The organism is Streptomyces sp. NPDC048338 (genome assembly GCF_043201055.1).
GTDB lineage: Bacteria > Actinomycetota > Actinomycetes > Streptomycetales > Streptomycetaceae > Streptomyces.
Map to the genome: position 1 here is coordinate 419,428 of NZ_JBICYQ010000001.1, position 14,374 is coordinate 433,801.

The 14,374-nt window shown below is 72.8% G+C and carries 12 protein-coding genes and 1 pseudogene; 6 read left to right on the forward strand and 7 right to left on the reverse strand.

Annotated features, from left to right (window positions below):
• Positions 1 to 46: 46 nt before the first annotated feature.
• The 5 genes from ACGFZF_RS01960 to ACGFZF_RS01980 form a co-directional block, all read right to left on the reverse strand.
• Positions 47 to 3,163 (reverse strand): efflux RND transporter permease subunit, encoded by a 3,117-nt coding sequence (locus tag ACGFZF_RS01960; RefSeq protein WP_393550585.1) that lies wholly within the window; start codon positions 3,161 to 3,163, stop codon positions 47 to 49.
• A gap of 160 nt (positions 3,164 to 3,323) precedes the next feature.
• Positions 3,324 to 4,016 (reverse strand): response regulator, encoded by a 693-nt coding sequence (locus ACGFZF_RS01965; RefSeq protein ID WP_393550586.1) that lies wholly within the window; start codon positions 4,014 to 4,016, stop codon positions 3,324 to 3,326.
• A complete protein-coding gene (locus ACGFZF_RS01970) occupies positions 4,013 to 5,239 on the reverse strand; it encodes a sensor histidine kinase (RefSeq protein ID WP_393550587.1) in 1,227 nt (408 codons plus the stop codon). The genes ACGFZF_RS01965 and ACGFZF_RS01970 overlap by 4 nt, the downstream gene beginning before the upstream one ends.
• Positions 5,240 to 5,378: 139 nt before the next feature.
• The gene (locus tag ACGFZF_RS01975; RefSeq protein WP_393550588.1) at positions 5,379 to 5,657 is read right to left on the reverse strand and encodes a hypothetical protein; all 279 of its coding nucleotides are present in this window, start codon (positions 5,655 to 5,657) and stop codon (positions 5,379 to 5,381) included.
• 24 nt (positions 5,658 to 5,681) lie between these two features.
• On the reverse strand, positions 5,682 to 6,479 hold the full coding sequence (locus ACGFZF_RS01980; RefSeq protein WP_393550589.1) for a PspA/IM30 family protein: 798 nt from the start codon (positions 6,477 to 6,479) through the stop codon (positions 5,682 to 5,684).
• A gap of 272 nt (positions 6,480 to 6,751) precedes the next feature.
• Between ACGFZF_RS01980 and ACGFZF_RS01985 the strand changes: the two genes are divergently transcribed.
• Together ACGFZF_RS01985 and ACGFZF_RS01990 are read left to right on the forward strand one after the other, a co-directional pair.
• Entirely contained in the window at positions 6,752 to 7,348 is a 597-nt protein-coding gene (locus ACGFZF_RS01985; RefSeq protein WP_361313135.1) for a DUF3043 domain-containing protein, read from the forward strand.
• A 41-nt stretch (positions 7,349 to 7,389) separates the two neighbouring features.
• Positions 7,390 to 8,166, forward strand: coding sequence for a class I SAM-dependent methyltransferase (locus tag ACGFZF_RS01990; RefSeq protein WP_393550590.1), 777 nt, complete (start codon positions 7,390 to 7,392; stop codon positions 8,164 to 8,166).
• A gap of 125 nt (positions 8,167 to 8,291) precedes the next feature.
• On the opposite strand, the gene ACGFZF_RS01995 is transcribed toward ACGFZF_RS01990, so the two are convergent.
• Positions 8,292 to 8,498 (reverse strand): hypothetical protein, encoded by a 207-nt coding sequence (locus ACGFZF_RS01995; protein ID WP_356603150.1) that lies wholly within the window; start codon positions 8,496 to 8,498, stop codon positions 8,292 to 8,294.
• A 91-nt stretch (positions 8,499 to 8,589) separates the two neighbouring features.
• On the opposite strand from ACGFZF_RS01995, the gene ACGFZF_RS02000 reads away from it, so the two are divergent.
• The 4 genes and pseudogenes from ACGFZF_RS02000 to ACGFZF_RS02015 all read left to right on the forward strand — a co-directional run.
• Complete coding sequence (locus ACGFZF_RS02000; protein ID WP_393550591.1) at positions 8,590 to 9,792, forward strand: bifunctional adenosylcobinamide kinase/adenosylcobinamide-phosphate guanylyltransferase; 1,203 nt, start codon at positions 8,590 to 8,592, stop codon at positions 9,790 to 9,792.
• Positions 9,793 to 9,836: 44 nt separating this feature from the next.
• Positions 9,837 to 10,940 carry a nicotinate-nucleotide--dimethylbenzimidazole phosphoribosyltransferase gene (gene cobT / locus ACGFZF_RS02005; RefSeq protein WP_393550592.1) on the forward strand — a complete coding sequence of 368 codons (1,104 nt, stop codon included), beginning with the start codon at positions 9,837 to 9,839 and terminating at the stop codon, positions 10,938 to 10,940.
• A 124-nt stretch (positions 10,941 to 11,064) separates the two neighbouring features.
• The gene (locus tag ACGFZF_RS02010; protein ID WP_393550593.1) at positions 11,065 to 12,825 is read left to right on the forward strand and encodes a phosphatidylglycerol lysyltransferase domain-containing protein; all 1,761 of its coding nucleotides are present in this window, start codon (positions 11,065 to 11,067) and stop codon (positions 12,823 to 12,825) included.
• Positions 12,822 to 13,481: pseudogene (locus ACGFZF_RS02015) on the forward strand (hypothetical protein); the annotation flags it as partial. The gene ACGFZF_RS02010 and the pseudogene ACGFZF_RS02015, both read left to right, overlap by 4 nt.
• Here the strand turns inward: ACGFZF_RS02015 and ACGFZF_RS02020 are convergent.
• Positions 13,481 to 14,347, reverse strand: coding sequence for a hypothetical protein (locus ACGFZF_RS02020; protein WP_393550594.1), 867 nt, complete (start codon positions 14,345 to 14,347; stop codon positions 13,481 to 13,483). The pseudogene ACGFZF_RS02015 and the gene ACGFZF_RS02020 overlap by 1 nt on opposite strands.
• Positions 14,348 to 14,374 lie beyond the last annotated feature (27 nt).

Genomic DNA, 14,374 nt, shown 5'->3' on the forward strand with positions numbered 1-14,374 from the left:
TTCGGCGTCCGGTGGGGCCCGCCCGCGAGCGGACGGGCCCGGTGGATCAGACCTTCAGCAGGTCCGTGTCCCCGGCCTGCTGCGGAACGTCCGCCTTGGCCGCGCGCCGGGCGGCCTTCTTCTTCGCCCGGCGCTCCTTGCGCAGCTCGACCATCGCGTACAGCGTCGGGACGAGCAGCAGCGTGAGCAGCGTCGAGGTGATCAGACCGCCGATCACGACCACGGCCAGCGGCTGGGCGATGAAGCCGCCCTCGCCGGTGATGCCCAGCGCCATCGGCAGCAGCGCGAAGATCGTCGCCAGCGCGGTCATCAGGATCGGGCGCAGCCGGTGGCGGCCACCCTCGACGACCGCCTCGACGACGCCGAGGCCCTGGGCCCGGTACTGGTTGATCAGGTCGATCAGGACGATCGCGTTGGTGACCACGATGCCGATCAGCATCAGCATGCCGATCATCGCCGGGACGCCCATCGCCGTGCCGGTGACGACCAGGAGGCCGAGGGCGCCGGTCGCCGCGAACGGGATGGAGACCAGCAGGATCAGCGGCTGGATCAGCGACTTGAAGGTCGCGACCAGGAGCATGAAGACGATCGCGATCGCCGCGAGCATCGCCAGGCCCAGGTTCACGAACGCCTCGGACTGGTCCTCGGAGACACCGCCGATGGAGGCGGTGGCGCCCTCCGGCAGGTCCAGCGCGTTGATCTTCGTCTGGAGGGAGGCGCTGACCGCGCCCGTGTTGTCGCCGGTCGGCTTGGCCGTGATGGTCGCGGCGCGGGCGCCGTCGATCCTGGTCATCGAGACCGGGCCGGGCACCAGCTTCACGTCGGCGATGTCGCCGAGCGTGACCGGGCCGATGGGCAGGGCCTTGAGCTCCGCCATGGTCGTGGCCCGCCGGGCGGAGGTCAGGACGACGTCGCGCTCGGTGTCGTCGAGGATCGCCTTGCCGGCCGGGGTGCCGCGGACCGCCTGGGCCACGGCCATCCCGAGGGTGGTGTCGTCCAGACCGAGGTCCGCCGCCTTGGCGGTGGCCTTGACGGAGATGCGCGGCACGGACTGGGACAGGTCGCTCTGGACGTCGGTGACGTCGTCGAGCTTCGCGACCTCGGCCCGTACGGCCTCGGAGGCCTTCTTCAGCGTCTCGGCGTCGGAGGCCTTGACCACCACGCTGAGGTCCTGGCTGCCGAAGCCGTCGCCCGCCGCGATCGTCGTGTCGCCGATGCCGTCGAGCTTCCCGAGCGCCGCGTCGATGGCGTCGCGGGTCTTCTCGTACGTCGCGGACTCCTCCAGGGTCACCTGGTACGAGGCCTGGTTGGCGCCCGTGCCGCCGCCGAAGGCGGCCAGGAAGCCGGAGGAGCCGACCGTGACCTGGTAGTCCTTCACGCCCTCGGTGTCGGCGAGGACCTTCTCGACCTTCTTCGCGGCCTCGTCGGAGGCGGCGAGGCTGGTGCCCGGCGCCAGCTCCTGCTTGATGCTGAGGACCTCCTGCTCACCCTGGTCGAAGAAGTTGGTCTTGAGCAGCGGGGCCATGCCGAACGTGCCGATGAGGACGACGACGGCGATCGCCACGCTGGTGAGGCGGCGGCGTGTCGCGAACCGCAGGACGGGGACGTACAGGCGCTGCAGGCGGCTGCGGTCCTCCTTCTCCTCGGCGAGCCGGCGGGCTTCCTCCGGGTCCTCGGACGTGCCCTTGGGGGCGCGCAGGAACCAGTACGACAGGACCGGGACGACGGTGAGCGAGACCAGGAGGGAGGCCAGCAGGGCGGCGGTGACCGTCAGGCTGAACGAGCCGAACAGCTCGCCGACCATGCCGCCGACCAGGCCGATCGGCAGGAAGACCGCGACCGTGGTGAGCGTCGAGGAGGTGACGGCGCCGGCGACCTCGCGGACCGCGGTGAGGATCGCGGACTCGCGCTCCTCGCCGTAGCCGAGGTGACGCTTGATGTTCTCCAGGACCACGATCGAGTCGTCGACGACCCGGCCGATGGCGATGGTGAGCGCGCCGAGGGTCAGCATGTTGAGCGACAGGTCACGGGTCCACAGGACGATCAGGGCCAGGACGACCGAGAGCGGGATGGAGACCGCGGTGACGAGCGTGGAGCGGATCGAGGCCAGGAAGACCAGGATCACCAGGACCGCCATGACGAGGCCGAGCGCGCCCTCGGTGGTCAGACCGGAGATGGACTTGGCGACGGCCGGCCCCTGGTCGGAGACCACGGTCAGCTCGGCGCCGGCGCCCAGGTCCTTGCGGAGGTCGGGCAGCTTCTCCTTGACGGCGTCGGAGATCGCGACGGCGCTGCCGTCCTTGTCCATGGTCGCCAGGACGGCGAGGCTGGGCCGGCCGTCGGTGCGGGTGATGGAGACCCGCGAGGACTCCTGCTGCTCGACCTTCGCCACGTCGGCGAGGCGGACGGCCTTGCCCTTCGCGGGCTTGATGCGCAGGTCCTGGATCTGCTGCAGCGAGGTGTAGCCGCCGCCGACCTGGACGGTGCGGCTCTTGCCGGCCTCGGAGAAGGATCCGGCCGGCACGGTGCCGCCGCCCGCCCTGATGGCCTCGGCGAGCCGCATGGTGTCGAGGCCGGCCGCCGCCAGCTTCCTGTCGTCCGGCGTGACGGAGACCTGGAGGTCCTGGACGCCGTCGACGGAGACCTGGCCCACGCCCTCGATGTCCTCGAGGGCCGGGACGACGGTCCGCTCCAGCTGGTCGGCGAGCGCCTGCTGGTCCTTGTCGGAGGTGACGGCGAGGACGACGGTCGGGATGTCGTCGGTCGAGCCGGCCACGACCTGCGGGTCGACGCTGTCGGGCAGGGCCGCCCGGGCCCGGTTCACCGCCTGCTGGACGTCGGCGACGAGCTGCTTGGTGCCCTCGTCGCCGTACTCGAAGGAGGCCATGATGACGGCGCTGCCCTCGGAGGCGGTGGAGGTGACGCCCTTGATGCCGTCGACGGCCTTGATGGTGGATTCGAGGGGCTCGACGACCTGCTTCTCGACCACGTCGGGCGACGCGCCCTGGTACTGGGCCAGGACCGACACCATCGGGAGTTCGATCGAGGGGAGCAGCTGCTGCTTCAGCTGCGGGATCGCGATCGCTCCGAAGACGATGGCGACGATGGACATCAGCCCGATCAGGGCCCGTTGCGCGAGGCTGAATCTGGACAGCCAGGACATGGGGTCTCTCTTCTGTGGCGTACTCGGCGGGCGGGCGCCGGGGAATGCCCCAGGAGTGCCCGGTGTCCACCCTCGGTCACGCCGGGGCCGGATTCGTCGGCCCCCGGGCCCAGATCCTTATGCCGCGCATACCGCGTCTGGAGTACGCCGGGGTCCCGCCTCACTCCACCTTCGGACGTACCAGGCCCGATTCGTAGGCCGTGACCACCAGCTGGGCGCGGTCGCGGGCGCCGAGTTTGGCCATGGCGCGGTTCACGTGGGTCTTCACCGTGAGGGGGCTGACGGCGAGGCGTTCGGCGATCTCGTCGTTGGAGTGACCGCCGGCGACGAGGACCAGGACCTCCCGCTCGCGGGTGGTCAGCGCGGCCAGCCGCTCGGAGTGGGCCCGGCCGTGCTCGCCGCCGCCGAGGTCGGCACCGCCGCCCTGGGCGAGGAACCTGGCGATCAGGCCCTTGGTCGCCACGGGCGAGAGCAGGGCGTCGCCGGCGGCGGCGATCCGGATCGCGTTGAGCAGCTCCTCCGGTTCCGCGCCCTTGCCGAGGAAGCCGGAGGCTCCCGCGCGCAGCGACTGCACGACGTACTCGTCCACCTCGAAGGTGGTCAGCATGACGATCCGGACGTCGGAGAGCGCCGGGTCGGCGGTGATCATGCGGGTGGCGGCGAGACCGTCGGTCCCGGGCATCCGGATGTCCATGAGGACGACGTCGGCCCGCTCGGAGCGGGCCTTCGCGAAGGCTTCGGCGCCGTCGGCGGCCTCGGCGACGACCTCCATGTCCGGCTCGGAGTCCACGAGCACTCTGAAGGCGCTGCGGAGCAGGGCCTGGTCGTCGGCGAGCAGCACCCGGATCGTCATCGGTCCTCCCCCGTACAGGTCGTCGCGGGCAGTATCGCCTGCACCCGGAAGCCGCCGCCGTAGCGGGGTGCGGCGGTGAGCGTGCCGCCGAGGGCGGTGACGCGTTCCCGCATGCCGAGGAGGCCGTGGCCGCCGGTGTCGGCGGGCGGGACCGGCTGCGGTACGCCGTCGTCCAGGACGGTGATCTCCACGGTGCGCCCGACCCGCACGACGCTGACCTCCGCCTTGGCGTCCTGGCCGGCGTGCTTGCGCACGTTGGTCAGGGCCTCCTGGATGATCCGGAACGCGGCGAGGTCGACGGCTGCGGGGAGGCTCGTGTCCTCGTCGGCACGGGCCAGCTGCACGGGCAGTCCGGCGTTGCGGAAGGTGTCGAGCAGCGCGTCGAGGACGGCGAGTCCCGGGGCGGGCTCGGTGGGCGCCTCCGGGTCGCCGGACTGGCGCAGCAGGCCGACGGTGGCGCGCAGCTCGTCGAGCGCGGAGCGACTGGCGTCGCGGACGTGCGCGAGGGCTTCCTTGGCCTGGTCGGGGCGCTTGTCCATGACGTGGGCGGCGACTCCGGCCTGGACGTTGACCAGGGCGATGTGGTGCGCGACGACGTCGTGCAGGTCGCGGGCGATGCGCAGGCGCTCCTCGGCGACCCGGCGCCGGGCCTCCTCGTCACGGGTCCGCTCGGCGCGTTCGGCGCGCTCCCGGATGGCGTCGACGAAGGCGCGGCGGCTGCGGACGGCGTCGCCCGCCGCGGCGGCCATGCCGGTCCAGGCGAAGACGCCGACGTTCTCCTGCGCGTACCAGGGGTTGGGCCCGAAGAGCATCGCCGCCCCCGTGAGCACGGCCATGGTGAGCAGGCCGACCCGCCAGGTGGTGGGCCGGTCGGTGTGCGCGGCGACGGTGAAGAGGGCGACGACGGCGCTCATGGCGACCGGGGCGGGGCGGTCGTCGCTGACCAGCCCGACCAGGGTGACGGCACAGGTGAAGAGGAGTACGGCGATCGGGTGGCGGCGGCGCGGCACGAGGGCGGCGGCCCCCAGGACCATGAGGACGACGCCGCCGGCGCCGGGGGTGCGGTCGCCGAAGGTGGGGCCGTTGGGGCTGCCGTGGGGGTCGGCGAAGGACCCGGTGACCATGCAGACCAGTACGGCGAACGCGAGCGCCCCGTCGAAGGCGAGCGGATGGGTGCGCAGCCAGTGGCGGGGTCGGGCGAAGGGGGTGCCGGTGGGGGTCACGCCAAGCAACGGTACGGGGTGCGTCCGCGGGGCCGGTACGGGGCCGGTGGGCGCACGCGGCGGCCCGGGGGGGGGACACGCGCGGTGCCCCGCCGCCCTTCGGGGGCGACGGGGCACCGTGTGGTGTGGAGTGCGGGGCTCAGCCCGGGATGAGGCCGTCGTCGGACAGCATCTCGCGCACCTCTTCGAGGGTCGCGTCCGCCGACGGAAGGATCAGCTCCGACGGCTCCAGGGAGTCGTCGGGAAGGGGGTCGCCGAAGCGCCGGACCGCGTCGAGCAGGGCTCCGAGGGTGCGGCGGAAGCCGTCCTCGTCGCCCGACTCCATCTCGGCCAGCAGCTCGGCGTCCAGCGTGTTCAGCTCGGTGAAGCGGTCGTCGGCCAGCTTCCACTGGCCCTCCCCCATGATCCTGACGATCATGATGCGCCGTCCTTGGAGAGCTCGTTACTGCTTGTCGAACCGGGGGTGGGACTGCGGCTTGTCCTGCGGGGCGGCCGCGCCGTCGCCGCCCTCGATCGCCTGCTGGGAGGACGAGGGGCCGCCGGCCAGTTCCGCCTTCATCCGCTGGAGCTCCAGCTCGACGTCCGTGCCGCCGGACAGCCGGTCGAGCTCCGCCTGGATGTCGTCCTTGCCGAGGCCGGACTGGTCGTCGAGGGCCCCGGAGGCGAGCAGCTCGTCGATCGCGCCGGCCCGGGCCTGGAGCTGGGCCGTCTTGTCCTCGGCACGCTGGATGGCGACGCCGACGTCGCTCATCTCCTCCGAGATGCCGGAGAAGGACTCGGCGATCCGGGTCTGCGCCTGGGCGGCCGTGTAGGTCGCCTTGATCGTCTCCTTCTTCGTACGGAAGGCGTCGACCTTGGCCTGGAGCCGCTGCGCGGCCAGGGTGAGCTTCTCCTCCTCGCCCTGCAGGGTCTGGTGCTGCACCTCCAGGTCGCTCACCTGCTGCTGCAGGGCGGCCCGCCGGGACAGCGCCTCGCGGGCCAGGTCCTCGCGGCCGAGGGCCAGCGCCTTGCGGCCCTGGTCCTCCAGCTTGGCGGACTGGCCCTGGAGCTGGTTCAGCTGCAGTTCGAGCCGCTTGCGGGAGGTCGCCACGTCGGCGACACCCCTGCGGACCTTCTGCAGCAGCTCCAGCTGCTTCTGGTAGGAGTAATCAAGGGTCTCGCGCGGATCCTCGGCCCGGTCAAGGGCCTTGTTTGCCTTCGCGCGGAAGATCATCCCCATACGCTTCATGACACCGCTCATGGGCTTCGCGCGCCCCCTTCTGACGGACTCGGCTCAAGCACTCCAACAGGATCCACAGTACGGTCCCTGCCTCCATTACCGCACTGTTCGGGGGCGGAAGTGCTCCTCCCCAAGGACGACTGCGCGCGAGCACTCTCAGGCCCAGGGAGTAGACGGCCCCCTCGGGGAAACCCCGCACGTCGTCCGGACGTACCCCCACAGACGCAGGCTGTTAGCGGATCGTTCCCGGCGGGACTGGGGTCCATGCCTCGCACCACGTACCCTTGGGTTTTGTGTTCCGTAGCCGTTCCAAGGAAGAGAAGGCCCCCACCGACAAGGTGACGGCGGACCTCTCCAAGCAGCCCCGCGACCCCGAGGCCCCCAAGGGCCGCCCGACACCGAAGCGGAGTGAGGCGCAGACCCAGCGCCGCCGCGCCGCGACGGTGCCGACCGACCGCAAGGAGGCCGCCAAGCGCCAGCGCGAGGCCCGCCGTACCGATCTCGCCCGCCAGCGCGAGGCCCTGGCGAGCGGCGACGAGCGTTACCTGCCGGCCCGCGACAAGGGCCCGGTGCGCCGCTTCGTGCGCGACTTCGTCGACTCCCGCTTCGCCATCGCCGAGTTCTTCCTGCCGATGGCCGTCGTGATCCTGGTCCTGTCGATGATCCGGGTCCCGTCGCTGCAGAACATCTCGCTGCTGCTGTGGCTCGGTGTGATCGTCCTGATCGTCATCGACTCGATCGGCATCTGGCTCCGCCTGAAGAAGCAGCTGAACGAGCGCTTCCCGAACGAGCCGAAGCGCGGTGCCGTGGCCTACGGCCTCATGCGTACGCTCCAGATGCGCCGACTGCGACTGCCGAAGCCGCAGGTCAAGCGCGGAGAGCGGCCCTGAGCGGGGACGGCTCCGCATCCGGCACCGGTACGGGGGGTCCGGTGCTGCCCGCCGTCTCCCCCTGGCCGGCCGGCCACGGGGGACTGCGCGACACCGTCCGTCAGGAGCTGATCGCGCGCCAGCTGGACGAGCAGATAGCCGCCCGCTACCCGGTGGGCCAGCGGCTGCGCATCCTCGACGCGGGGATGGGGCAGGGCTTCCAGGCCCTGAGGCTGGCCCGGGCCGGTCACACGGTGACCGGTCTCGAGGCCGATCCCGAACTGCTCAAGGCGGCCCGTGACTCGCTGGCCACCGAACCGGCCGGGATCCGCGAGCGGGTCCGCCTGATCGAGGGCGACGGCCGCGAGACGGGCGTCCACTTCCTGCCCGGCAGTTTCGACGTGGTGCTCTGCCACGGCGTGCTCATGTACGCGCAGGAGCCGGACGCGCTGCTCGCGGGCCTGGCCCGGATGCTGGCACCCGGCGGCCTGCTGTCCCTGGTCGTACGGAACGGGGAGGCGCTGGCCCTGCGGCCGGGGCTCGCCGGGGACTGGGCCGGCGCACTGGCCGGCTTCGACGCGGACACGTACCCGGACGACAACGGGGTCAAGGTGCGCGCCGACCGGCTCGACGCGCTGACCACGACGCTGGCGGGGATCGCGGCGCCCCTGCACGCCTGGTACGGGGTGCGGGTCCTGACCGACGGCGTGGCGGCCGATGTCGGCCTGCCGGCCGCCGCCGAGCTGGAACGGCTGCTCGCGGCCGAGGACCGGGCGGGACGGACGGAGCCGTACCGGCGGGTGGCGGCCCTGCTGCACCTGTGCGGCGTCCGCGGCTGATCCCCGGACGCGGGTGAAGGGGCCCGCGGGTCGGACGCCGACCCGCGGGACGCTCCCGGCGGGCGTCTCCACCCGTCCGCGACCGAGGGGGTTCCCCGGCGGGACGGGCGGCCCGCCACGGGTGACTACGCCTCGGCGTCCAGGGCCATCGGCCCGTAGATCTTGGCACCGTCCTCGGAGAGCGTGACCTGGTCCGCGCCGCCCTCCAGGAGGTCCTTCCAGTTCTCCCCGATCCACGACTCGGCGTCACCCTGGGTCGTGAACTCGTCCGGCGCCACCGCCGGCTGGACCTCGGTGCCGTCGGACTTCTCGAAACGCCACGTCCATGCCATGTCCGCCTCCTGGGCTTCACCGGATGATCGGTTTCCTGCCCGCAGCGTAGCCGGGCGCGCACCCGTCGCGGTGACGCGGGAGGATCGGTGCGTGGAACTGACATTGCTCGGCACCGGCGCCCCCCTCGGACTCCCCCGCCCCGACTGCCCGTGCGCCGTGTGCGCGACCGCCCGCGGCACCCGGGCGCGGGCCGCGACCTCGCTGCTGGTGGACGGGGCGCTGCTGCTCGACCTGACGCCGGGCGCCGCGCTGGCCGCGGCCCGGTCGGGGCACTCGCTGGTGGGGGTGCGGCAGGTGCTGCTGACCCACCCGCACGACGGTCCGGCCGTCGAGATGCCGGCCGGTCTGCCGACTGCCGGACGCGTACCGGACGGGCGCGAGCTGACGCTGATCAGCGGGCACCGGGTGCGGGCGGTGGCGATGGACTCCCCCGGTACGGGGTACGAGGTGACGGCCCCCGACGGCGAGCGGCTGCTCTACCTGCCGCCGGCCGGATCCCCCGCGGGGCTGCACGACGACGACGGGCGGCCGTACGACACGGTCGTCGCCGACGTCACCGGCCGGCCGGACGCGCTGGCCCGGTTGCGGGCGGCCGGCGCGGTCGGGCCGGCCACCGACGTCGTCGCCGTGCACCTGGACCACGACGCACCGTGGGGGGCCGAGCTGGACCGGCGGCTGGCGGCGGCCGGGGCACGGGCGGTGCCGGACGGCACGACCCTGTACGTCGGCGAGTACCACGCCGTGCCGGAGGTGCCACGCCGCACCCTGGTGACCGGCGGCGCCCGTTCGGGCAAGTCGGTGGAGGCCGAGCGGCGCCTGGAGACGTTCCCCGAGGTGGTGTACGTGGCGACCGGCGGGGTCCGCGAGGGCGACCCGGAGTGGGCCCAGCGGGTGCATCTGCACCGGGAGCGGCGGCCGTCGTCCTGGCGGACCACCGAGAGCTGCGACCTCGTGCCGCTGCTCGCCGAGGAGGGTCCGCCGCTGCTGATCGACTGTCTGTCCCTGTGGCTGACGGACGCCATGGACCGGGTCGGGGCGTGGGACGACGGGCGGTGGGCGGACGGCGGCCGGGAGGAGCTGGAGGCCCGGGTCGCGGAACTGGTGGCGTCGGTGCGGGCCACCGGCCGCACGGTCGTCGCCGTGACGAACGAGGTCGGTTCGGGGGTGGTGCCGGCGACGGCGTCGGGACGCCGGTTCCGGGACGAGCTGGGCCGGCTGAACGCGGCCTTCGCCGGGGAGTGCGAGCAGGTCCTGCTGGTCGTCGCAGGCCAGGCGCTGGTACTGCGCGGGTAGGGTGCGGATCATCGATGGCCTCGTTGATCTCCCAAGGCGGAACCGTGAACCTGGACGACTTCTCCGATCTGATCGAGCGCCCCGACGGGGGGATACGGCGTGACGCCGAGGAACGCCGCGAGCGCCTGACCGTGCCGCCCGGCGCGCTCGGCCGGCTCGACGAGCTGGGCGAATGGCTGTCGGCGGCACAGGGTTCGGTCACGGTGCGGGCGATCGAGCAGCCGCGGGTGGTGCTCTTCGCGGGCGATCACGGGGTGGCCTCGCTCGGCGTGTCCGGCCGGCCGGCCGGGGGCGCGTACGAGCTGGTCCGTGCGGTGCTGGAGGGCGCGAGCCCGGTCGCCGTGCTGGCACGCAGCGCGGGGGTGCCGGTGCGGGTGGTGGACGCGGGGCTCGACTGCGACCCCGGGCTGCTGCCCGCCGACGTGGTGCGCCACCGGGTCCGGCGCGGCAGCGGCCGGATCGACGTCGAGAACGCGCTGACGGCCGAGGAGACCGAGGCCGCGATCCGGCTCGGCATGGCGATCGCCGACGAGGAGGCGGACTCGGGCACGGACCTGGTCGTCCTCGGCGACCTGAGCGTCGGCGGGACGACCCCGGCGGCGACGCTCGTCGCGGCGCTGTGCGGCACGGACGCCTCGGTGGTCACCGGCCGCGGCGGGGCGGGGATCGACGACCTGGCGTGGATGCGCAAGTGCGCGGCGGTCCGGGACGCGCTGCGGCGCGCCCGGCCGGTGCTCGGCGACCAGGTGGAACTGCTCGCCGCGGTGGGCGGTGCGGACCTGGCGGCCATGACCGGCTTCCTGCTGCAGAGCGCGGTGCGCAGGATGCCGGTTCTGCTGGACGGCGTGGTGGGCGCGGCCTGCGCGCTGGTCGCGCAGCGGGCGGCGTTCCGGGCCCCGGACTGGTGGCTGGCGGGGCAGGTGAGCGGCGAGCCGGCGCAGGCCAAGGCGCTGGACCGGATGGCGCTCAACCCTCTGCTGGACCACGGCGTCACTGTGGGCGAGGGAACCGGGGCACTGCTCGCTCTTCCCCTCGTCCAGGCCGCGGCGGCGCTCGCCGCGGAGCTGCCGGAGCGGCCCGAGGCGCCGCTTCCGACGGAGCCGACCACTCCGGCGGACCCGGCGGACACGCCGGCCGAGGAGGACTGAGACGGACGACGGCGCCGGACACGGCCCCTCCCCCTAGGACTTCGTCCTGGGGGGACCCCCAACTCGCGGGCGGCCGTCTCCGGCGCCCCGTCATGACAGGCGATGCCCCATATGATCGCTTTTCATGGGAGAGGTCCGTTTGTCCACCGAAGGAGCGCCCGGGGGCACCGCCCGCTCGCGGCGCAGCGCCGCGTTCGCCGTCTGGTACCTGCGCGCCGTCACGTTCGTCAACTTCCTGAGCGCCGTCTGGGTCTCGTTCGGCCAGGACCTCCGCAGACACAACACCGACAACTACTTCACGCCGTACCTGCTGACGGCGGGTTTCGCCTCGGGCGTCTTCACGCTCTTCCTCGCGATCACCATGCGCCGCCGCAAGCGCGCCGCGTGGATCCTCAACATCGTGCTGAGCGGGCTCTTCCTGCTGCTCTTCGTCGTCGCCATGTTCTTCCCGGAGATCCGGCAGCACGCCCAGAACTGGATCTCCGTCGTCCTCACCGCCGCCTTCGTGCTCGCGCTGGTGCTGGGCCGCAAGGAGTTCTACGCCAAGGGCGACCGCTCCAACCCGTGGCTGGCCGCGATCGTCGCGGTCGGCGGACTGCTCGTCACCTCGCTGCTCGCCGCACTGCTCGTGACCGTCACCAACACCTCCACCGGCACCTCGACCTTCCTGGAACGCTGGCGCTACGGCGTGCTGCGGCTGGTCACGCTGGCCGCCGACGACTCGGCCTACGACGGCATCGCCACGCCCGGCTGGGTCAACGTCACCATCAACGTCCTGTCGACCCTGCTGCTCATCGCCGTGCTCTACGCCGCGTTCCGCTCGCGCCGGGCGGTCGACCCGCTGACCGCAGAGGACGAGGACAAGCTGCGCGGCCTGCTGGACAAGCACGGGGACCGGGACTCCCTCGGCTACTTCGCGCTGCGCCGCGAGAAGAGCGTGGTCTGGTCGGCCAGCGGGAAGGCCGCCGTCGCCTACCGCGTCGTCGGCGGCGTCTCGCTCGCCTCGGGCGACCCCATCGGCGACCCCGAGGCCTGGCCCGGGGCGATCGAGCCCTGGCTGGCGGAGGCCCGCGAGCACGGCTGGATCCCCGCCGTGATGGGGGCGAGCGAGGAGGCCGGCACCGTCTACGCCCGGCACGGCCTCGACGCGCTCGAACTGGGCGACGAGGCGATCGTGGAGACCGACGAGTTCACCCTCGACGGCCGGGCCATGCGCACGGTCCGGCAGGCGTTCAACCGGGTCAAGCGGGCCGGCTACGAGGTCCGCATCCGGCGGCACGAGGACATCCCCACCGACGAGATGGACGGGCTGCTGCGCAAGGCCGACGACTGGCGCGACGGGGCCACCGAGCGCGGCTTCTCGATGGCCCTCGGCCGGCTCGGCGACCCACGGGACGGCCGCTGCGTGATGCTGGAGTGCACCGACGGCGAGGGCAGGCTGCGCGCCGTGCTGTCCTTCGTGCCCTGGGGCCCGAAGGGGCTCTCGCTGGACCTGATGCGCCGTGACCGGGACTCCGAGAACGGCCTGATGGAGTTCATGGTCATCGAGCTCCTGCAGCGCGCCGAGGAGATCGGGATCACCCAGGTCTCGCTCAACTTCGCGATGTTCCGCTCCGTCTTCGAACGTGGCTCGAAGCTCGGGGCGGGACCCGTGCTGCGCATGTGGCGTTCGCTGCTCAGCTTCTTCTCCCGCTGGTGGCAGATCGAGTCGCTGTACCGCGCCAACGCCAAGTACCGACCGATCTGGGAGCCCCGATTCATGCTCTTCGAGAAGAGCGCCGACCTGCTGCGCATCGGACTCGCCGCGGGCCGCGCCGAGGGCTTCCTGGAGGCACCAGGCATGCCGAGGTGGCTGTACCGCAGACACCTGGAGGGCACGCGGTGAGGTCGGCTCTCCGGGACTTCGCCCGCCGCGAGTGGGGACCGCTGTACGCCACCGTGCGGGCCGGACTGGTCGCGCGCCGGTGGCGCGCGATCGCGATGACGCTGAGCGCGGTGTGCCTCACGGCGCTGTTCCAGATCGTGCAGAACACGGACTGGGGCTACCAGCCCGTCCAGGACATCGGCTCGGTCCGGGCCGAGGACCCGCTGTGGCTCGCGCTGCTGCGGACCCCGCTGTCGCTGTTCGTGCCGGCGCTCGACCTGCCGGTGTGGGGCGCGCTGGCCCAGGTGCTGCTGGTCTTCGGCATCGCCGAGATCTGCCTGGGCCGGTGGCGGACCCTCACGATCGCCTACGTGGCGACGCTCGCCGGGACGCTGTACGCCCGGGCGGCCGTCGCGCTCGGGCCGGACAGCCCGTTCGGCCTGCCCGCCTCGGACGCCCAGGTGGTCGACACCGGCCCGTCGGCCGCCGTCGTGGGCCTCGCGGTGTACGTGTGCCGGCGCTACCGGGCCCGCTGGACCGGGGCGCTGGTGATCGTGGCGATGGTCGTCGAGGTGCTGATCAAGAACAACCTCGCCGGCAAGGAGCATCTGGCGGCGATCGCGGCCGTGCTGCTGATCATCGCCGGCACGCGGTGGCGGGAGCGGCGGGGCGGGGATCAGTCGCCGGACCCGGAGCCGGAGCCCGGACCCGAGCCGGCACCGGAGCCCGAGCCGGAACCGGCACCCGGCCCCGGCCCCGTATCCGAGCCGGAGCCAGGGCCGGGGCCCGAGATGCTCGCGGGGACCCGCTCCTGGAAGCCGCCGATCACGTCCTGAACCCGCCGCCGCACCCGGTTCCAGCGCCTGTCGTGCCGGTACGTGCGCAGGCGCGAGCGGGCTCGGGCCCGGTGGCGGCGGCGGTAGAAGTGCCGCGACCACCAGGACCCGGGGCGGGCCAGCCGCACGGCCCCGACGAGGGCGACGAACGGCACCAGCGCCCCGATCACGGCGATCCGGAACTTGCCCTTCACCAGGGACACGAGGACGAAGAGGAAGTTCACCAGGACGGTGACCACGAAGGCGGCCCGGTTCTGCCGCTCGTCGCCGGTGAGGTCGTCGACGCCCAGGGGCGAGAAGCCGCCGAGGGCCAGCATGACCAGCGCCGCGGTGAGGACGACGACCTCGACGCTCTTCCGGCCCTGCTCGGACCAGTACACGTCGTCGAGATGGAGGATCAGCGCGAACTCGTCGAGGACGAGCCCCGCGCCGATCCCGAACACGATCGCGAAGACGGCGGCACCGACGCCGTGCCGGTCGCTGGCGACCGCGCCGAAACCGCCGAGGACGGTCAGCACGACGCCGGGGACGACATGGTGGATGTGCAGCCCGCCCGCCGAGGAGACGTTCCGGAACGGTCCCTTCCCGGCCCGGATCAGCCGGGTGACGATCCGGGTGATCAGGAAGGTCAGGATGAAGGAGGTCAGGGCGAGCAGCGTCGCGAGCTTCCCCGGCTCGATGATGTTGCGCGTGAACCAGTGATCCATGCCACCCGCTTCTGATCGCACGATTTA